The organism is Sphaerotilus uruguayifluvii (assembly GCF_013294065.1).
GTDB lineage: Bacteria > Pseudomonadota > Gammaproteobacteria > Burkholderiales > Burkholderiaceae_C > Sphaerotilus > Sphaerotilus uruguayifluvii.
The window spans coordinates 64,477-81,313 of the sequence record NZ_JABSNM010000003.1; the positions used below are offsets into that span (position 1 = coordinate 64,477).

18 protein-coding genes are annotated in these 16,837 nt (G+C 74.2%); 2 read left to right on the forward strand and 16 right to left on the reverse strand.

Annotation, left to right across the window (positions count from 1 at the left end; all coding sequences use genetic code 11):
* Nucleotides 1–2: 2 nt before the first annotated feature.
* The 4 genes from mch to HNQ01_RS04380 are packed head-to-tail and all read right to left on the reverse strand — an operon-like array spanning nucleotide 3 to nucleotide 4,231.
* On the reverse strand, nucleotides 3–1,031 hold the full coding sequence (gene mch, locus HNQ01_RS04365) for a methenyltetrahydromethanopterin cyclohydrolase (protein ID WP_434801482.1): 1,029 nt from the start codon (nucleotides 1,029–1,031) through the stop codon (nucleotides 3–5).
* Between the two features lie 10 nt (nucleotides 1,032–1,041).
* Nucleotides 1,042–2,190 carry an ATP-grasp domain-containing protein gene (locus tag HNQ01_RS04370; RefSeq protein ID WP_173804153.1) on the reverse strand — a complete coding sequence of 383 codons (1,149 nt, stop codon included), beginning with the start codon at nucleotides 2,188–2,190 and terminating at the stop codon, nucleotides 1,042–1,044.
* Complete coding sequence (locus tag HNQ01_RS04375) at nucleotides 2,187–3,104, reverse strand: NAD(P)-dependent methylenetetrahydromethanopterin dehydrogenase (protein ID WP_173804154.1); 918 nt, start codon at nucleotides 3,102–3,104, stop codon at nucleotides 2,187–2,189. The genes HNQ01_RS04370 and HNQ01_RS04375 overlap by 4 nt, the downstream gene beginning before the upstream one ends.
* A complete protein-coding gene (locus HNQ01_RS04380) occupies nucleotides 3,056–4,231 on the reverse strand; it encodes a GHMP family kinase ATP-binding protein (protein WP_286180462.1) in 1,176 nt (391 codons plus the stop codon). The genes HNQ01_RS04375 and HNQ01_RS04380 overlap by 49 nt, the downstream gene beginning before the upstream one ends.
* Before the next feature lie 159 nt (nucleotides 4,232–4,390).
* Here HNQ01_RS04380 and HNQ01_RS04385 point away from each other — a divergent pair, with 159 nt between their 5' ends.
* Complete coding sequence (locus HNQ01_RS04385) at nucleotides 4,391–4,990, forward strand: flavin reductase family protein (RefSeq protein ID WP_173804155.1); 600 nt, start codon at nucleotides 4,391–4,393, stop codon at nucleotides 4,988–4,990.
* On the opposite strand, the gene HNQ01_RS22320 is transcribed toward HNQ01_RS04385, so the two are convergent.
* From HNQ01_RS22320 to HNQ01_RS04410, 5 genes are read right to left on the reverse strand one after another with little or no spacing between them, the layout of a single operon-like run.
* A complete protein-coding gene (locus HNQ01_RS22320; protein ID WP_173804156.1) occupies nucleotides 4,918–6,189 on the reverse strand; it encodes a cyclin-dependent kinase inhibitor 3 family protein in 1,272 nt (423 codons plus the stop codon). The two genes, HNQ01_RS04385 and HNQ01_RS22320, sit on opposite strands and share 73 nt — an antisense overlap.
* A gap of 35 nt (nucleotides 6,190–6,224) precedes the next feature.
* Nucleotides 6,225–7,088: a peptidoglycan DD-metalloendopeptidase family protein gene (locus tag HNQ01_RS04395; protein ID WP_173804157.1), complete on the reverse strand. Its 864-nt coding sequence runs from the start codon at nucleotides 7,086–7,088 to the stop codon at nucleotides 6,225–6,227.
* The gene (locus tag HNQ01_RS04400) at nucleotides 7,085–7,663 is read right to left on the reverse strand and encodes a hemerythrin domain-containing protein (RefSeq protein WP_173804158.1); all 579 of its coding nucleotides are present in this window, start codon (nucleotides 7,661–7,663) and stop codon (nucleotides 7,085–7,087) included. Before HNQ01_RS04400 ends, HNQ01_RS04395 begins: the two co-directional genes overlap by 4 nt.
* A 26-nt stretch (nucleotides 7,664–7,689) precedes the next feature.
* Nucleotides 7,690–8,076, reverse strand: a complete 387-nt coding sequence (locus HNQ01_RS04405; RefSeq protein WP_173804159.1) for a SirB2 family protein — start codon at nucleotides 8,074–8,076, stop codon at nucleotides 7,690–7,692.
* A 22-nt stretch (nucleotides 8,077–8,098) separates the two neighbouring features.
* Nucleotides 8,099–8,884, reverse strand: coding sequence for a hypothetical protein (locus tag HNQ01_RS04410; RefSeq protein WP_173804160.1), 786 nt, complete (start codon nucleotides 8,882–8,884; stop codon nucleotides 8,099–8,101).
* A gap of 82 nt (nucleotides 8,885–8,966) precedes the next feature.
* On the opposite strand from HNQ01_RS04410, the gene HNQ01_RS04415 reads away from it, so the two are divergent.
* Nucleotides 8,967–9,821, forward strand: a complete 855-nt coding sequence (locus HNQ01_RS04415) for an AAA family ATPase (RefSeq protein WP_173804161.1) — start codon at nucleotides 8,967–8,969, stop codon at nucleotides 9,819–9,821.
* Nucleotides 9,822–9,834: 13 nt separating this feature from the next.
* Here HNQ01_RS04415 and HNQ01_RS04420 read toward each other — a convergent pair whose 3' ends face one another.
* Genes HNQ01_RS04420 through HNQ01_RS04450 form a run of 7 tightly spaced genes read right to left on the reverse strand, consistent with a single transcriptional unit; the run spans nucleotide 9,835 to nucleotide 16,792 of the window.
* Nucleotides 9,835–10,299: a type IV pilin protein gene (locus HNQ01_RS04420; protein WP_173804374.1), complete on the reverse strand. Its 465-nt coding sequence runs from the start codon at nucleotides 10,297–10,299 to the stop codon at nucleotides 9,835–9,837.
* Nucleotides 10,296–10,709, reverse strand: a complete 414-nt coding sequence (locus HNQ01_RS04425) for a hypothetical protein (RefSeq protein WP_173804162.1) — start codon at nucleotides 10,707–10,709, stop codon at nucleotides 10,296–10,298. The genes HNQ01_RS04420 and HNQ01_RS04425 overlap by 4 nt, the downstream gene beginning before the upstream one ends.
* Nucleotides 10,706–14,014 carry a pilus assembly protein gene (locus tag HNQ01_RS04430; RefSeq protein ID WP_173804163.1) on the reverse strand — a complete coding sequence of 1,103 codons (3,309 nt, stop codon included), beginning with the start codon at nucleotides 14,012–14,014 and terminating at the stop codon, nucleotides 10,706–10,708. The genes HNQ01_RS04425 and HNQ01_RS04430 overlap by 4 nt, the downstream gene beginning before the upstream one ends.
* Before the next feature lie 19 nt (nucleotides 14,015–14,033).
* Nucleotides 14,034–14,648 (reverse strand): pilus assembly PilX family protein, encoded by a 615-nt coding sequence (locus HNQ01_RS04435; protein WP_173804164.1) that lies wholly within the window; start codon nucleotides 14,646–14,648, stop codon nucleotides 14,034–14,036.
* 1 nt (nucleotide 14,649) lies between these two features.
* Nucleotides 14,650–15,702: a PilW family protein gene (locus HNQ01_RS04440; RefSeq protein WP_173804165.1), complete on the reverse strand. Its 1,053-nt coding sequence runs from the start codon at nucleotides 15,700–15,702 to the stop codon at nucleotides 14,650–14,652.
* Nucleotides 15,699–16,232, reverse strand: coding sequence for a type IV pilus modification protein PilV (gene pilV / locus HNQ01_RS04445; RefSeq protein ID WP_173804166.1), 534 nt, complete (start codon nucleotides 16,230–16,232; stop codon nucleotides 15,699–15,701). Before pilV ends, HNQ01_RS04440 begins: the two co-directional genes overlap by 4 nt.
* Nucleotides 16,229–16,792, reverse strand: a complete 564-nt coding sequence (locus HNQ01_RS04450) for a GspH/FimT family pseudopilin (RefSeq protein ID WP_173804167.1) — start codon at nucleotides 16,790–16,792, stop codon at nucleotides 16,229–16,231. The genes pilV and HNQ01_RS04450 overlap by 4 nt, the downstream gene beginning before the upstream one ends.
* Between the last annotated feature and the right edge of the window lie 45 nt (nucleotides 16,793–16,837).

The window sequence follows — 16,837 nt, forward strand, 5'->3', positions numbered from 1 at the left end:
GCTCAGCCTCCCCAGGCGGCGTGCAGCAGGTCCATGCGCAGCGCGCCGGCGTGAAAGGTGCGCCCGCTGGCCGGATGCGAGACCCAGACCTCGGCCGGCGCGAACAGCGCCGGATCGATGCGGTAGAAGTCGAAGTCGGCGGCGCGGAAGATCTCGGCGAAGGGCCGACCGAAGTCGCGCGAGCCGGCCGAGGGCAGCGCCCGCGCCAGCGCCTCGGCCGCCTCGACAGCGCCGCCCACCACCAGCCGCACCTGGCCGCCGTAGAGAATGGCATCGTTGGTGCGCCCCATCGCCTCGATCGCATCGCCCGCCGGCGCCGGCAGCGGCGCGCAGGCCGAACCCTCCAGCACGTCGGCCAGCGGGAACTTCAGCTCGTGCGCGCGGTGCAGCCCCACCTCCAGCACGCGCGCGACCACCTGCGCGGTGCCGGCGCGGCTGGCGGTCGGCGTGAGGATCAGCGTGAGCTCCGGCCCCTCCAGGCCGCAGTCGCGCAGCAGCCGCCGCACGACCACCTCGGGCGGGCGGCGGTCGACCTCCAGCACCAGCACGCCGCCGCGCGAGCGGTCCTCGTCGCGCCAGCCCAGCTCGGCGTACAGCGCCTCCTTCGCCGCCAGCGCGCGCGCCGGGCCCGAGCCGAGCGAGAAGAAGCGCCTGCCGCCGGTCTCCTCCTTGCTCGCCGCCAGGCTCCAGCCGGCGTACTGGCTGCCCAGGCAGGCGACCACCGGCTGCGCGCTGTCGACCTGCAGCCACGCCGGCCAGCCTTCCCGCGGCAGCGCCTGCAGCCCCACCCGCCCAAGGCCGCCCAGGCAGATCTGCGCGATCCGCAGGCCGGCCTCGGTGCTGCCGGGCGCGTCGATGCCGGCGTCGATCAGGCGCACGCCCAGCGGCCCGGCGTCGACCGCCACGCCGAGCAGGTCGGCCTGCTCGACCAGCCGATCGACGCCGGGCGCGGCGCGGCGGTTGATGCAGGTCACGGCTCGGGGCATGGCGCCGGACCGGGCGCCGGCAATGGAGGCAGGAGGCAGGTTCATCGCGGACTCGTCAGGAAGAAGGGTTCAGGAAAGCCAGCGCCGCACGCGCCCGCAGCGCGAGCTGCCGGCGCACGGCCGCCGCACCGGCACCCGCGGCAGGCGCCACGCCGACCGAGCACAGCGGCTCGCCGGCGGCCAGCCGCTGCGGCGCCGCGGGCAGGTCATGCAGGCCGAGCGCGGCGGCCTGCGCGGCCAGGTGCTCGATCGCCCGCGCATCCAGCGCCAGCGCCGTCGGCGCACGCACGATCTCCCAGCCGCCGGGCGCGCCGCCGGCCAGCCGCGCCAGCGCCGCCGCGTCGGGCAGGCGGCCGTCGCGGCAGGCCTCGACATGGGCGCGGATCAGCCCGCCCTCGCGGCCGTACAGCGCCAGGCTGGCGGGCAGCCGGGCATTGATCTCCAGCACCTGCAGCGCGCCGCCGTCGGTCGGCTGCAGCGCGTCGATGCTGCACAGGCCGCGCAGGCCGAAGGCGTCGACCAGCCGGTCGGCCAGCGCCTGCAGCGCGGCGCCCTCGGCCGGACGCAGCGGCAGCGGCCCGATCAGCCCGCCGAAGCGCCAGCGCCACGGCGGCGCCGGATGCACCCGCTGGCGGTTCAGCCCGAGCAGCGCGGCGCGCCGGCCGTCGCCGATCAGCGTCAGCGACACCGGCCGGGCCGCGTCGACGCGGCGCTGCCAGAAGCCGCCCGGCGTCGCGCCGCCGGCCTCGGGCGCGTCGGCCGGCAGCACCTGCTCGCCGCCGCAGCCGTGCAGGTCCTTGCGCAGCCACAGCCGCGCCGACGACGGCGGCGGCGCGCTCAGCCGCACCGGCGGATGCGGCACGCCGAGCACGCCCAGCGTCAGGAAGAAGATTTCCGGATCGCGCAGCCGCGCCACATCGTCCGGCGCGGTGCCGAGCAGGCGCACGCCCGGCCGGCGCAGCCGCTCGAGCTGGGCCGGCGCCTCGAAGCCCGCGCCGACCAGCAGCGGCCGGTCCGCGCCGGGCAGCGCCTCGGCCGGGTCCGGCGCCAGCGCCTGCCAGCCGGCGCCCGCCGCGGCACGGGTGTCCAGATCGCCGAAGCGGTCGATCGCCAGCACCTCGAAGCCGTCGCGCCGCGCCGCCTCGGTCGCGGCGCGCACCGACACGCCGGCGATGCGCAGCCGCCGACCCGGGTCCGCCGTCATGCGCCGGCGCGCTGGCGCAGATGCTCTCGCGCGACCGCGAAGGCCTCGGCAAAGCCCAGCACCTCGGGCGTGGCGGCCTCGTGCAGACGCCGCAGCAGCTGCTGCTGGGTCTGGTACTTGACGTTGCCGATGGCCAGCGCACCGATGCCCACCGCGCCGTCCCGGCCGGCGATCGGCACGGCGTCGTCCATCACGCCGATGCCGGCGATGCCCGAGGGCGGCACCGCGTTGACGTCGGCCGCCACCTTCAGCGCACGCGCCTGCGCCAGCGCCTCGGCGTCGACCACCTGCACGCCCGCGGCCGCGCAGGCCAGCACCACGTCGGCCTCGGCGATCGAGCGCAGCACCGCCTCGCGGTCGCCGCCGCTGACGCCCTCGAGCGCGACGCCGAAGCGCGCGCCGGTCTGCTGCGCCGCCTCGCCGGCCGCGTCGATGCCGTTGCGGCTCGACAGCGCGACCTGCGCGCCGGCCTGCGCCGCGATCACGCCGGCGATGCGGCCGACCGGCCCGGTGCCGCCGAGCACGACCACGCGCCGGCCCGCCAGCCCGCCGGCCGACCCGCCGCGCAGCAGCGCCGCCTCGACGCAGGCCACCATCGCCGCGGCCGTCGTGTAGGCGCCGCTCGGATCGGCCATCAGCCCGACGCGGAAGGGCGGCACCATCGCCGCCTTCGCGCGGTCGAGCATGTCGGCCGCCAGCAGCGCGTCGCGCCCGCCGATGAAGATGCCGGTGCGCGCCAGGCCCTTGGGGCTGCGCGAGAAGATGGTGTCCTGCGTCAGCCCGGTCACCGCCGCCAGCGTGACGCCGCAGCACGGCGCCAGCACCTGGTAGCCGGCGTCGGCGGCCATGTTGATGTCGAAGGGGCTCATCTGCGAGCCGGGGGTGAACATGTGGAGGATGTAGGGATGTTCCATCGCGGGACCTGGACAGGAGGGTTGGACGACATCGGCCACGCCGGCAGGCCGCGCTCGAGCACGGCCACGCGTGCCCCGTGCGCGCCGGGCGCGACGATCTGGAACTGCAGGCCCGGCGCGAGCAGGCCGGCGCGGCGGGCGGCCTCGGCCAGCGTGCGGGCGCGCTCGGCCGACGGCAGCAGCGCGAAGGCGGTCGGTCCCCAGGAGCTCTGGCCGATGCCGGCGCCGGTCTGCCCCGGGCCCAGGCCGGGCGCGGGCTGCGCCGCCGCCTCGGCCAGCCAGCGCATCAGCCGGCCGATCGCCGGGCGCGCGAAGGGCTCGCCGTCCTGGGCCGGCGCGAAGTGTTCGCCCAGCACCGTCTGCACCGCGCTGACGCCGGCGGCGAAGCTCGAGAAGCCCGCGCCACCGGCGCCGGGCAGGATGCGCATCAGCGTCTCGTGGCAGATGCAGGCGGCCGCCTCGCGCGGCAGCGGCGGCAGGCCGGCCAGCGCGGCGCGCTCGGCCGCGCCCGACAGGCCGCGCCCGCCCGGCTCGGTCACCAGCAGCACCCGCCAGGCCGGCGGCAGCGCCAGGCGCGCCAGCAGCGGCGCGGGCCGGCCATCGGGCAGCGGCCCGCCGTCGAGCAGCAGCCCGCCCTGGTCGAAGCCGGCGATGCCGATGCCCGAGCGCAGCCCGCGCCCGAGCCACTGCGCGAGCTGCGCGCTCGGCAGATCGAGCCGGTGCCAGCGCAGGAAGGCGCGGCCGACCGCCAGCGCCAGCTGCGTGCCCGAGCCGAAGCCGGCATGCGGCGGCAGCACCTCGTGCAGCCGCAGCCGCAGCGCCGCCGAGCGGCCGGTGCGCCGCTCCAGCAAGGCCAGATGCGCGGCCGCGCGCTCGGCCTCCTCCGGCGGCACGCCGGGCGCGGCCTCGACCCGGGTCACCCCGTCGGCCGCCGCCGCCAGCGTCAGCCGGGTGCACGGCGCGTCGATCGTCAGCCCGAGACTGCCGAACGGCCGCCCGAGCGAGCCCGCCGGATCGAGAAAGCCCAGATGCAGCCGCGCCGGCGCCTCGACATGCACCTGCCGCGGCGCCGCCTCGACAGGCCCCTCGCCGTCGTCACCCTGGAGAAAGCCGGGAATCGCGTTCATGCCGCCTGCTGCTGCAAGCGACGTTCCATGACGGGTTAACCCGTGGACTCAGGGGGAACGGCCCGACCGGGACCGCGGCACGGCGGGCGGGGTGTTCCGGGCAAGGGACAGAGTGTTTCCGTGTCCGGCACAGGCGCCTGCACGCTCACAATCCGGTCCATGAGCTCCGCCCCCCTCCTCCCCGTCCCCCTCGACCGCGCCTACCGCCTGCTCAACCACGGACCGGTCACGCTGGTCAGCAGCGCCCACGCCGGGCGCGACGACGTCATGGCCGCCGCCTGGGCGATGCCGCTGGACTTCATGCCGCCGAAGGTGGTGGTCGTCATCGACCGCAGCACCTTCACCCGCGAGCTGGTCGAGGCCTCGGGCGAGTTCGTGCTGAACATTCCGTCGAGCGCGCAGGCCGCCGCCGTGCTGACGGCCGGATCGGATTCGGGACGCGAGCAGGCCGACAAGATCGGTGCCTGCGGCTTCGAGCGGCTGGCGGCCACGCAGGTGGGCGCGCCGCGGATCGCCGGCTGCCTGGCCTGGCTGGAATGCCGCGTGCTGCCCGACGCCGAGAACCAGCGCCGGCATGACCTGTTCATCGCCGAGGTGGTCGCCGCGCAGGCCGATGCGCGGGCGTTCCGCGACGGCCGCTGGCATGTCGACGACACGCCCGGCAGCACCGTGCCGCGCACGCTGCACTACGTCGCCGGCGGCGCCTTCCTGGAGACGGGGCGGGCGATCGAGGTCAGCCACCGCGCCATGTCCGCCTGACGCGCGACAAGCCGCTCGGCCAGCGCAGGACGGCCGCCCTCGGCGGCGACCGTCTCGCGGATGCGCTCCGGCGCGATCGCGACGACGACGGCGATCGCCTCGCGCAGCGCCGCCGCGTCCATGTCGCCGAACAGGCGCACCGCGTGCGGGTTGCCGGGGTCGGTGCGCATCAGGTCGAGCTCGCCGACCCGGTCGCCGAAGGCGCGGCCCTTGGGCTCGCCCTGCGCCCGGAACTCGAGCGCGCCGCCGACGTCGAGCGTCAGCACCGTGCCGTCCTGCGCCGACACGCCCTGGTTGTCGCCGGCGAAGCCGGCCGCGTCCCAGTTGGCCGTCCAGGCGTGCACCCCGAACCATCGCTGCGCCTGGCGGCGCTCGGCCTCGGTGAAGCGCGCGACCGGCCGGCGCTCGAGCGGCGTCCAGACGGTGGCGACCTGATCGGGCGCGCGGGTCGGCACGTAGCGCAGCGTCGGCGCGCCGGCGAGCCGGTACAGCCGCGCCGCCAGCCGCTCGTTGCGCGCATGCTCGGGCGACTCCAGCGTCTTGACGTGGAAGCACCGGCCCGCGTCGTCCTCGAAGACGCCGCCGGGGTGGCTGCCCGTCGACGCGCCGACCCGGCGCATCGACGCGACGTCGATCGCGTCGTCGTCGGCGACCACGCCGGTGGCGCGCACCAGCGCGAGCTGGCCCGGCGTCTCGATCGCGCCGGGGCGGGCGCGGCGCACCTCGCGCACCGCCTGCTCCGGCGGCAGCCCCAGCTCGGCCAGCAGCCGCGCGGCGATCATGCCGGCGCGACCCAGCCCGCCCTTGCAGTGCACCAGCACGTCGTCGCCGCCGCGCAGCAGGTCGCGGATCTCCGGCCCGCGCGCCTGCCACTGGCGCTCGAACAGCTCGGTGGGCACCGAGAAGTCGGCGATCGGCAGATGGCACCAGCGCATGCCGCGCCGCTGCACCTCCAGGCCGAGATCGGGCACGCGCAGCGCGACCAGCTCGGCCGGCTCGACCAGCGTCAGCACCAGGCGCGCGCCCCAGGCGGCGATCGCGTCCAGGTCCGTCGCCAGGTCGCGCTCCCAGCGGCCGGTCATCGCGAAGCGGTCATGCTTGCCGGGACAGAAGGTGATGCCGATGCGCCCGTGCGCCGCGCTGGCGCGCACCGGGGCGATCTGCAGCGGATGGGACTGGCTGGTCCGGGCCTGGGACATGCGGCGCTCCTGGCAGAAAGGCAGATCCCTCCAGCCTAGTCCGTGCTTCCAGCCAGGAACAGCGCTGGATCAACCATCGCGCGGTTCAGGCTGACCGACCAGTGCAGGTGCGGGCCGGTCACCCGGCCGGTGGCGCCGACATCGGCCACCCGCTCGCCGGTGCGCACCCGGTCGCCGGGGCGCACATGCTCGGCCGAGAGGTGGCAGAACATCGACAGCAGGCCGCCGCCGTGGTCGAGCCAGACGGTGCGGCCGTTGAAGAAGTAGTCGGCGACGTCGACCACCTCGCCGTCGAGCGGCGCCACCACCGGCGTGCCGGTCGGCGCGGCGATGTCCATGCCGCTGTGCGGATTGCGCGGCTGGCCGTTGAAGATGCGGCGCAGGCCGAAGGAGCTCGAGCGCGGCCCGCCCACCGGCGCGCGCATGCGCAGCGTGACCGGCAGCGGGCGGCTGAAGCGGGCGACGATCTGCGCCTGGCGCTCGCGCTCGCGCTCGTGGCGGGCCAGATCCGCGGGCGAGAGCTCGACATGGCGCGGCGCCACCGTCAGGCGCTGCTCGGCGTAGCGGTGCGGAGCCACGCGGTAGGGCAGCCGCTCGGGCGGGCGATCGTCGCGGCGCACGACGATCTCGCCGGCGCCGGGCGCGGCCGCCAGCGCCAGCCCGAGCACCGCGGTCCAGGCGATCGGGTCGCCGACCACCAGCAGCGGCACGCCTTGATGCTCGGCGCGCGGCATCTGCGCCGCCGGGCCGAGCGGGATCAGCACCACGCCGCCGGGCACCGCGTGTTCCTGCGGCAGCTCCAGCACCGCCACCGGCTGAGCGCGCGCGCCGGTCCAGCCCAGCGCCAGGCCGGCACCACCGCCCAGCGCCCGGCGCAGCCAATCGCGGCGGGCGCTCATGCCGCGCCGCCCGGCACGCGGCGGCGCGCGGCCATCTCGGCGCCGATCGCGGCCAGCGTCTCGGCGGCGGCGGGCTGCGCGTCGATCCCCGCACGGGCCTGCGGGTAGGCGCGGCCCTCCTCCGCCTCGATGTGGCCGGCGTAGAGCGCGGCCCAGGCCTGCCGCTCGGCCTCGAGCGGGAAGTCGCGGCCCGGGCCGTCGCCCCCTTCGCCGTCCGGCGCCTCGCGCCAGAGGATCAGCGGCTCGCGCAGGCGCGCCCACAGCTGCTCCATCCGGCGGTGCTCGTCCTCGAGCGTGTCGGCCAGCGCCCGCGCCTGCGCCGCGCCCGAGGCGCGCAGCCGCGGCAGCACATGGCGCTCCTCGTCCTGGTGGTGGTGCGGCGCGGCGAGATCGAAGTAGCGCAGCACGTCGGCCGCGGCCGAGCGCGAGGCGGCGTCATGGCCCTGCGCGCGCACATGCGCGACCAGGCGCTCGAACAGCGCCAGCGTGCGCTCGACCCGCTCGTGGCAGGCCGAGAGCATCTCGAAGGGCTGCTCGAAGCCGATCGCGGGGGAATGGAAGCCGGGAAGCGTCATGGAGGGATGGAAGCAGGAAGAGTCCGTCAGGGCAGCCAGGGCTGCTTGCCCACCGCGGTGGCGACGATCCAGCCGACGGTGGCCAGCGCCGCCAGGCCGGCCGCGGCCTGGCCCGTGCGGGTGGTCGCGCGCTTGAGCGCCACCGAGCCCAGCACGATGTAGAGCAGCAGCGCGCCGATCTTGGCCAGCAGCCACGGCGCGTGCAGCAGGTCGATGCCGCCGACGACCACCATCGCGATCGCCGCCGACAGCAGCAGCGTGTCGACCCCGTGCGGCAGCACCCGCAGGACCGTCCAGGCGGCCAGGCGCTCGGGCGCGGCCAGCCGCAGCCCCAGACGCAGCGCGAACAGCGCCACGCTCAGGCCCGCGCAGTGCACATGGATCTTCTTCAGCAGCAGATAGTCGAGCGTCATCGCGGCCTCCGAGCAGGCGGCTTCAGCCGGCCAGCGCCGGCTGGCGCTGCGGCGTGCGCGGATCGCGCAGGCGCTCGAGCAGGCGGTCGACGTCGAGCACCGGATCGCCCTGCGCGTCGCGCTCCTGGCAGACCAGCGTCGCGGAGTCCGGCGCCCAGTCGACCAGCCGGCCGATGTCCTCGCGCCGCACCGCGACCTGCACGCCGACCTCGATGCCGGCGCCCTGCAGCGCGCGGATCAGCGCCGGCACCCGCGCAGGCAGCGGCCGCAGGCGCCAGACGGCGCCGGGCGTGTCCGCCGCGCCCGCCTCGAGATCGAGCAGCACCGCGCGCAGGCCCTCCGCCCGGGCCAGGGAAGCCAGCGACTCGACGCGGTCGACCGCCGTGCCGCCGGCCAGCTCGTGCACGGGCAGCGCCAGCACAGGCACCAGCGCCGGGCCGCCGCGTCCACGCTCGCGCCGGTCCAGCGTCGCCAGCAGCCGCAGCAGCGGCGCGGCCGTCGCGGCGTCGCCCAGCGGCACCGCGATGCGGTCGGCGCCGGCCTCGAGCAGCGGCTGCAGCCGCGCCTGCAGCGCCGCGGTGCTGCCGGCCTGCGGCAGCGTCACGCCGATGAGCACGCCGTCGGCCTGGTTGCGAACCTGGGTGCAGATCGCCCGCACCCGCTCGGGCGCGGCCACCTGGAGCTCCAGCCCCAGGGCCCCTGCCCGCACCGCCGCCGCCGCGTCCTGCGACGACCTCACCGCCACCTGCCAGCGCATGACGTCCTCCTTGCCTGTCGGTCCTTGCCTGTCGATGCGCGGATTGTCCATGACCGGGCGCCGGAGCGCCCTGACGACCGCCTCGATATACTGGCCCGTGCCCCAGACACAGGATCACACGAGGACATCCCGCATGAAGTTCACCGGCTCCGACCAGTACGTCGCCACGCCCGACCTGATGCTCGCGGTCAACGCGGCGATCCGGCTGCAGCGCCCGCTGCTGGTCAAGGGCGAGCCCGGCACCGGCAAGACGATGCTGGCCGAGCAGGTGGCCGAGGCGCTCGGCCTGCCGCTGCTGCAGTGGCACATCAAGAGCACCACCAAGGCGCAGCAGGGCCTGTACGAGTACGACGCGGTCAGCCGGCTGCGCGACAGCCAGATGGCCGACCCGGAAAGCGTCGGGCGGGTGCGCGACATCCGCAACTACATCGTGCAGGGCACGCTGTGGCAGGCCTTCAGCGCCGAGCAGCCGGTGGCGCTGCTGATCGACGAGATCGACAAGGCCGACATCGAGTTCCCGAACGACCTGCTGCGCGAGCTCGACCGCATGGAGTTCCACTGCTACGAGACGCGCGAGACCATCCGCGCGAAGCACCGACCGCTGGTCTTCATCACCTCGAACAACGAGAAGGAGCTGCCCGACGCCTTCCTGCGCCGCTGCTTCTTCCACTACATCAAGTTCCCGGAAGCCGACACGATGCGCCGCATCGTCGACGTGCACTTTCCCGGCCTGAAGCAGGAGCTGCTGAGCGCGGCGATGCAGCGCTTCTACGAGATCCGCAGCCTGCCGGGGCTGAAGAAGAAGCCCTCGACCTCGGAGCTGATCGACTGGCTGCGCCTGCTGCTGGCCGAGGACATCGGCGCGGAGGCGCTGCAGACGGCCGACCAGAAGGTGGCGATCCCGCCGATGGTCGGCGCGCTGCTGAAGAACGAGCAGGACCTGACGCTGTTCGAGAAGCTGGTGTTCATGCAGAGCCGCAACCGCTGAGGCGCGGCGCGGCTCACCAGCACCTGGCGACGGTCCAGCCGGGGTTGCCGCCGCTGACGCCGCGCGTGCCCGCCTGGTCCCAGGTGTAGCTGCCGCAGTTGTCGCCCGCCTGCGCGCCGGCGGGCGTGGCCACCAGCCGGTAGGTCTGGTCGGTCTGGAGCGAGAAGGACAGCGTGTAGTAGCCGCTGCGGGTCGTGGTCTGGCCATAGACCAGCACGTCCGTGGCGGCCGAGCGGCTGCCGATGCGCGCGCTGGCATAGCTGCTGCGCTCGGAGTACAGCCGCTCCATCGTCTGCCCGATCTCCATGAGCGCGGCCTTGGCCTCGCTGCGACGCGAGCTCGCGACATGCTCGCGCCAGGTCGGCGTGGCCACCGCGAAGAGCACGCCGATCACGGCGACCACGATCACCAGCTCGATCAGCGTCAGCCCGTGGACGCGACGACGGGAGGGACAGGAGGACGAAAGGGCAGCATTCATGGCGCGCGCTCCGGAGAGTCCAGGTAGATCAGCACGACTCGCCGCGGCCGGCCGACCGCGACGAAGGGTTCGAGGGCATAGCGGATGCGCTGGCCGCGCTGCAGCGCGGCCGGGCCGGTCGGCTCGCCCGAGGCGGTGTAGACCCGCAGCTGACCGCTGTCCCAGCCCACCGGCTGGCCGTCGAGGACCAGCGTGGACCGCGCCGCGTCGACACGGACGATGACGGCGCGGGCCAGGTCGAGCCCGGCCTGCGGCGCAGGAACCGCGGCGGCGGCACCTGCACGGCTGTCGGTCGCGCCGGCGGCCATGCCCGGGGCGAGCCGTGCCGCGCCGGCAGGCGGCAGGAGAGCCAGAAGAACCAGTCCCAGGGCCCCGGCCTGGACCGGATGCCGCGTGCGCGGCGTCGTCATTGCAGCTGCTCCCATCCGGCGCGGCCGGAAGATCTGGTGTTGCCCTGCTCGCGGATGCGCATCACCGAACCGCCCGAGGTGTTGAGCAGCTTGTCGTCGAGCTGGCGATTGCGCGAGCGGATCAGCGTCGGTGCCGTGCCGATCGAGCCGACGCGAACGCCCGAGACATGCGCCAGACTGGCCTGCAGCGTCAGACGGTCCGCCGCGTCGACGCTGTTGTCGCCGTTGGTGTCGAACGCCGGCGAGTCGGGCCGGTTGCCGGTGACCGGATCGAATTCCATGACCCAGCTGTCGCCCCCGTTGCTGCAGGGCTGGGTGCTGGGGATCATGGTCGTCAGGATGGTCTTGCCGTAGCGCACCGTGACCTGCGAGACGACCCGTTCGCCGGAGGCAGGCAGCGTCAGCATCCAGCCCCGCTTGGTGGAGACGTACTGGTCGAAGGTGAGCGCGGCGTCGCCGGTGTAGCGCGCCCCGGAGGGCGTGCCGACGGCGAAGGTGGTGAAGCGGTAGTCGCGGCTGTCGCCGCCGGTGGCGGTGCCCAGCACCGACTGCGTCACCAGCTGGCTGGCGGTGATCGTGCTGCCCTTGTCCCACAGGCCGTAGACGGCCTGGACCGCACCGGCCGCGCCGTCGTTCACGTCCAGATAGCGCCCGGTGCCGAAGGTCACCATGTAGCCGCCGGACGGATGCGGCGTCACGTCCGGCACCGAGGTGACGGGCTGGCTGCTGCCGGCGGCGAACAGCGGCCGCGGGCTGGAGGGGGGGCCATAGGCGACCTTCCAGTCGGTCGGGCTGCTCGAGGACAGGTCGAACTTCCACAGGTTGCCGGCCAGATCGCCCGCATAGACGGTGTCGACGATGCCGTTGCTGCGGCTGCTGAGCGCGACGACGCCCGACAGGCCGTTCGGCGAGGTGGTGCTGCCGGCCTGCGTTCCGATGCGCGTGACCCCGCCGGTCTCGATGTCGATGGCCAGCAGCGTGGCCACGCCGTTGCTGCTGTTGTAGCCGTTGCCGGTCAGCGCCATCCAGCGGCCGTTGGCCAGCCGGGCGATGACCGGCTTGTGGAACAGGTGGCCCATGTCGGCATCGGTGGCGCCGATCTCCCAGCGCACCACCCGGCTGGCACGCGCCTCGGTGAAGTTGCTGGTGTCGCTGACGTCGAGCGCGTACAGGCCCTTGCCGCCGGCGCCCAGCGTGCCCAGCAGCACGGTGTGCCAGGCCGCGCCGTAGTACACGTCCCCGGCGACCGGCGAGCCGTCGACGCTGTAGCGGTGCGCGTAGCCCGGATCGGTCAGTGCGCTCAGCCGGGAGGCCACCAGCGAGGGCACGTAGGCGAAGACCTCGTCGCCGGTGGCGGCGCTGAAGCCGTGCAGCATGCCGTCGTTGGCTCCGACGTAGACCATCGCCGGCATCGCCGCGCGCTGGCGCCGGTAGGCTGCGTAGCTCTGGGCCTCGACCGCATCGCGCAGGTACAGGCCGCCGCTCGACACATGCACCGGGCCGGAGTTGACGATGTCGCCCAGCACCGAGGTGGTCCGGTTGCGGAAGGTCGGCGCGCTGCAGGCGCTGCAGTTGCGCTGCTCGCGCGACGTGTCGCCGCGCAGGTAGTTCAGCCGCAGCGCGCCCTGGCCGTCGGTGCTGCCGGTCAGGCTGGTGTTGAGCGCGGACACCATCGCCGCGTCGATCTCGGCGGAGGTCGGCAGCAGTGGGTTGGCCGGCCAGCGGAACGGCACGCCGCGGCTGCCCAGCGCGTTCGCGCCGCGATAGCTCAGGATCTGGCGCCCGGTGTTCCAGTTCTGCAGCCCGAGCCGCTGGCCGGCATCCCAGCGCGGCGTCGTCGCCGGCGTGCCGTCGCTGCCGAGCGGCAGCGCCAGCAGCTGGCCGGACCAGTCGCCGGAGTTGAAGCGGGCCTGGTAGGCCTCCGAGCCGGAGGTCCAGGCACCGGCGTTCACCGCCACCGCCGAGGCCGCGCTGGTGCGCGCGATGATGTCGTTGCTGATGCGCTGCAGCGCCAGCGACAGCGTGGCCGAGTCGCTGGCCAGGTAGGCCTGGGTGGTGCCGCCGAGCGAGGCCATGCGGTTGAGCATCGCGATCGAGGCGGCATTGGCCACCGAGTCGCCCAGGCCGATGACATAGGTCTTCACGTCGTAGCGGCCGTTGACGGCGGTGCTGTTGGTGATGCCGACGCTGCGCAGCGCGCTGACCTGGGTGAACACGTCGCTGGCGGCCTGAGAGAAGGTCCACTGGCCGGTTGCGGCGCTGTAGGTGTTCTGCTGCTCGGCCAGCGTGTACATCGTGCCGTCGGTGCGCCCGGTCGGATTGCCGTCGGTGGCCAGCAGCACGAAGTTGCGCTGGCAGGTCTGCGTGATCGGCGTGGTCTGGCCCGCCAGGGTGTTGCCGTAGTAGCTCGCGGCCGTGCCCAGCGTGCCTGCCAGCGGCGTGAAGGTCGCGGCGTTCTTCAGCTCGGTCGAGGTCGCGCTGGACGTCTCGCTGGCCAGCCGGGCCATCAGGGCCGAGTACTGCGAGGCCGAGTCGGGAGCGACCGGCTGGTTGATGACGCCCTGCCCGGTGATGTCGTTGTTGTAGCCCCAGGCGCGGCGCAGCCAGAAGATGCGCGTGTACGGCGGCGTCTGCGGCAGGAAGCCGGCATCGGTCGGGGTGAAGGTCCAGTTGCCCAGCCCGCCCGAGAAGGCGCCGGCGGCCCAGCTCGAGCCCGCACCGCTGGAGTGACTCTGGTAGACGTCGTAGCTGGTCGTTCCGGAGACCCCTCGGCCGTAGAGCTGGGCGCCGTAGTTGCCGCCGATGTAGAGCACGTCGTTGATGTCGGCATCGTCGCCGGAACGGCCGTAGGTCAGGAAGCCGAAGCCGTTGCCGGGCTGGGGATTGGCGATGCAGCGCAGTCCGCCATTGGCAGGCGAGACACCGCCGACGCAGCTGTTGGTGTAGACGACCTGGGTATCGCTGCCGAAATAGTAGGCGTAGGTGAAATAGCTCGCCGGCGCCGCCGTCAGTCCGAAGCTGCCCAGGCCCCACTGGAAGACCGAGCGGTAGTTGGTGATCGCGTCGCGCAGCACCTGGCGGGCGATGTTGCCGCGCGTGCTCGGGTCATCGCCGGCGATCAGCCGGCCGGGCATCGTGCCGTCCATCGACTGCGAGTTGTCGTAGAGCACCAGCAGGTTGGGCTTGACGGAGCTGCCCAGGTAGATCGGCGCCTGCGCGAAGTTCAGCGTCTGCGCCGCCGCGCCGGTGCCCAGGGTCGCCACGCAGGCCACCCGGCAGGCCTGCAGCAGGGTTCGTGCTCGCATCACGGTTCTCTCGCTCTTCTCACTGCTTGATGTAGGTCGACTGCAGCACCACGACGGTCGTGGCCCGCGCACCGGTGGCGCGCACCGTGATCCGGTAGGCCTGCGCCAGGCTGACCAGGGACACGCCGGTGCCGGCGGACTGGCCGCTGGCGGGCGGCAGCGGCGGCAGCAGCTCGACGATGTAGCGAGGCGCCTGCGCCACGCCGGCCAGCGCCGCCACACCGGTGCGCGAGCCGTAGGCGCGGCTGAGGCCGGCCGAGGCGCTCCAGTCCAGCGTCTGCCACAGCGGCACCGAGCTCGGCGACGACGAGGACATCGAAGGGGGCAGGCACAGCCCGTCGGCGCAGCCCGAGGCGAAGTCCGAATCGGGCGTGATCGAGGCCTCGATGTCGGACTCGGCATCGCGCAGGGCCGCCTCCGCCGCCTGCATCGCCAGACTGCGATCGCGCGCGTTGCCGGCCATGCGCTCCTGCATCAGGCTGGCCCCCATGCCGGCCACCGCCAGCGCGGCCAGCACCGTCACCATCAGCAGGATGCTGATCAGCGTGAAGCCCCGCTGCCGCGGCACGCCATGCGTGATGCCGTCCGCCGTCATGACCGGATCCTCGCCATTGCCGTGTTGCCGGTCGTGCATGTCAGCGCACCGAGTTGCGCACCGACGCGATCACCGGCACCACCGTGCGCAGCCGGCGGTCGGTCGGCGTCACGCTGACGCCGTTCCAGGCATAGGGCTGCGCGGCGGTGGTGACCCCGTCTTCGGTGCTCGCCACCAGCAGGTCGATCTGGACAGCCGCGATCTGGCTCCAGTCGATCACCTGGTCCGGAGTCACGTAGGACTCGACCGCACCGTCGCCATTGGCATCGAGACCCAGGCGCACCGTCAGGCGCTCGACCCCGGTGACCAGCTCGAGCGGCGTGACCGAGCCGTCGTAGGACGGCCAGCGGTACACCCACAGCGCCGACTGCCCGGCACGACTGGCACGCGCGCTCGGCGCGAGGTAGTAGACGACCATGCCCAGACGGTGCACCAGCGCGTCCTGCAGGAAGGCGCGGCCGAGATCGGCGGTGGTCAGGCCGGGCGTCAGCGACACCGCCGCACTGTGCTCGATCGCCCCGTCGGTTCCCGGGGTGGCGTTGGTCGCCTGCAGCACCGCCGCGCCGCTGCAGTCCGACACCAGCATCAGGTCGCCCCGGCGCAGGAACGCCGTCGGCGAGACATTGAGCACCGCGGTGCCCGAGCCCATCTCGGCCGTCAGCGCCCAGCCCGGGCCGTAGGCCCGGCGCAGCACCAGCACGTCGCCGGCCGGCGTCGGCGGCACCGCCAGGCCCGAGAGTTCCGGATCGAGTGCCGGCGACCAGGCCGAGGACACGCGGCGCGAGGCCCACACCCCCTGCGCGAAGTTGTAGCGCAGCGCGGTCGGGGTTTTGAGCGTGTTGGTCAGCGGCGTCGTCGCGCCCTGGCCGCGGCAGCCGCGGTAGCCGGCCATGCGCAGGTCGGCCGACAGCGTCTCGGCGATGAAGCGCGCGCTCTCCTGCAGCCGACCGGCATGGCCCTGCGACACGAGGGTGCTCTTGCTGCCGACGAACATCAGGCTCGCGATGCCGACGAGGAACAGTCCGACCGCCAGGCCGACCATCAGCTCGACCAGCGTGAAGCCGCGCGAGATCCGCCGCTGAAGCCGCCTCATGGCCGCACCATGCTGACGATGCGCCGCTCGGCATCCAGGTCGCTGCCCGAGCGCAGCGATGCCGCGGCCTCGCTCCAGAAGACCTTGACCGCCAGGGTGCTGCCCAGCCCGTCGCAGGCGGGCACCGAGACGTTGCCGTCGTCGGGCGTGCTGTCCAGGCAGATGACGCCGACACCGCCGGGCAGCGCGTCGCGCACCCGGCAGCGCCACTGGTCGAAGTCGTCGCGGGCCATCTGCGCCGCGCTGCAGCTGACGCCCAGACCGCAGACGGCCGCCACCGGACAGGATCCGCCCACGCCGGTGAAGCCGGCGTACAGCCCGGTGGAGACGCCGGGCTGGTTGGCGCGCATCCGGTCGGCGGCCTCTCCGACCAGCAGCACGGCCTTGCTGCGCCACATCGCGCCTGCGTTCGACGACAGCCCGCGCATCTGCAGCGCGGCATAGCCGAGCGCGGCCAGCGACAGGATCACCAGCGCGATCAGCGCCTCGATCAGCGTGATGCCTCGGCAGGCTCGCGGGTGCAGGCTCATGACGTGCAGGTGATGCGACGGGTGACGTCGGCGATGCCGCTGGGCGGCACCTCGATGCGCACGCCCGTCGCGCCGCCGGCGACCGGGCAGGCCTCGACGGTGACGCTGGCCGGCGGCACCAGGAAGCCGTCGGAGCCGACCACGATGCGCTGCAGCCCCCCCGAGGCCCGCAGCCGCAGCGAGACCGGCGGCCCCGCCTGGAGACGCAGCGGATTGGGCGAGGCGGCCCGCTCGGCAGCGCTCAGCACGCCGTTGCCGTCGCTGTCGAGATAGAGCGCCCATCCGGCGGCGAACTCGTTGCCGGAACTGCCCCCGCTCAGGGCCTCCAGCGTGACCTGGCGTCCGGTCCGGATCGCCTCGCTGCGCGCCATCCCCAGGGAGGTCACGAAGTCGCCAGCCAGGGTCTGCGCCCGCTGCGCCGCGATGAAGCCGACCATGCCCGGCACCGCCATCGTCAGGGCGATGGCCATCACCGTGATCGAGACCATCAGCTCGATCGCGCTGAAGCCGGCCCCGGCGGCACGGACCGCGCGCCGGGCAGGACGCACATGCAGGTTCATCCGGGCGTTTTCGACCGCCCCGGGCCCGCGCTGAACCCGTCCGAG

Coding starts and splice junctions, on each gene's coding strand:
- mch (WP_434801482.1), bottom strand. CDS start 1,031: ATGAACCTGCCTCCTGCCTCCATTGCCGGCGCCCGGTCCGGCGCCATG.
- HNQ01_RS04370 (WP_173804153.1), bottom strand. CDS start 2,190: ATGACGGCGGACCCGGGTCGGCGGCTGCGCATCGCCGGCGTGTCGGTG.
- HNQ01_RS04375 (WP_173804154.1), bottom strand. CDS start 3,104: ATGGAACATCCCTACATCCTCCACATGTTCACCCCCGGCTCGCAGATG.
- HNQ01_RS04380 (WP_286180462.1), bottom strand. CDS start 4,231: ATGAACGCGATTCCCGGCTTTCTCCAGGGTGACGACGGCGAGGGGCCT.
- HNQ01_RS04385 (WP_173804155.1), top strand. CDS start 4,391: ATGAGCTCCGCCCCCCTCCTCCCCGTCCCCCTCGACCGCGCCTACCGC.
- HNQ01_RS22320 (WP_173804156.1), bottom strand. CDS start 6,189: ATGTCCCAGGCCCGGACCAGCCAGTCCCATCCGCTGCAGATCGCCCCG.
- HNQ01_RS04395 (WP_173804157.1), bottom strand. CDS start 7,088: ATGAGCGCCCGCCGCGATTGGCTGCGCCGGGCGCTGGGCGGTGGTGCC.
- HNQ01_RS04400 (WP_173804158.1), bottom strand. CDS start 7,663: ATGACGCTTCCCGGCTTCCATTCCCCCGCGATCGGCTTCGAGCAGCCC.
- HNQ01_RS04405 (WP_173804159.1), bottom strand. CDS start 8,076: ATGACGCTCGACTATCTGCTGCTGAAGAAGATCCATGTGCACTGCGCG.
- HNQ01_RS04410 (WP_173804160.1), bottom strand. CDS start 8,884: ATGGACAATCCGCGCATCGACAGGCAAGGACCGACAGGCAAGGAGGAC.
- HNQ01_RS04415 (WP_173804161.1), top strand. CDS start 8,967: ATGAAGTTCACCGGCTCCGACCAGTACGTCGCCACGCCCGACCTGATG.
- HNQ01_RS04420 (WP_173804374.1), bottom strand. CDS start 10,299: ATGAATGCTGCCCTTTCGTCCTCCTGTCCCTCCCGTCGTCGCGTCCAC.
- HNQ01_RS04425 (WP_173804162.1), bottom strand. CDS start 10,709: ATGACGACGCCGCGCACGCGGCATCCGGTCCAGGCCGGGGCCCTGGGA.
- HNQ01_RS04430 (WP_173804163.1), bottom strand. CDS start 14,014: ATGCGAGCACGAACCCTGCTGCAGGCCTGCCGGGTGGCCTGCGTGGCG.
- HNQ01_RS04435 (WP_173804164.1), bottom strand. CDS start 14,648: ATGCACGACCGGCAACACGGCAATGGCGAGGATCCGGTCATGACGGCG.
- HNQ01_RS04440 (WP_173804165.1), bottom strand. CDS start 15,702: ATGAGGCGGCTTCAGCGGCGGATCTCGCGCGGCTTCACGCTGGTCGAG.
- pilV (WP_173804166.1), bottom strand. CDS start 16,232: ATGAGCCTGCACCCGCGAGCCTGCCGAGGCATCACGCTGATCGAGGCG.
- HNQ01_RS04450 (WP_173804167.1), bottom strand. CDS start 16,792: ATGAACCTGCATGTGCGTCCTGCCCGGCGCGCGGTCCGTGCCGCCGGG.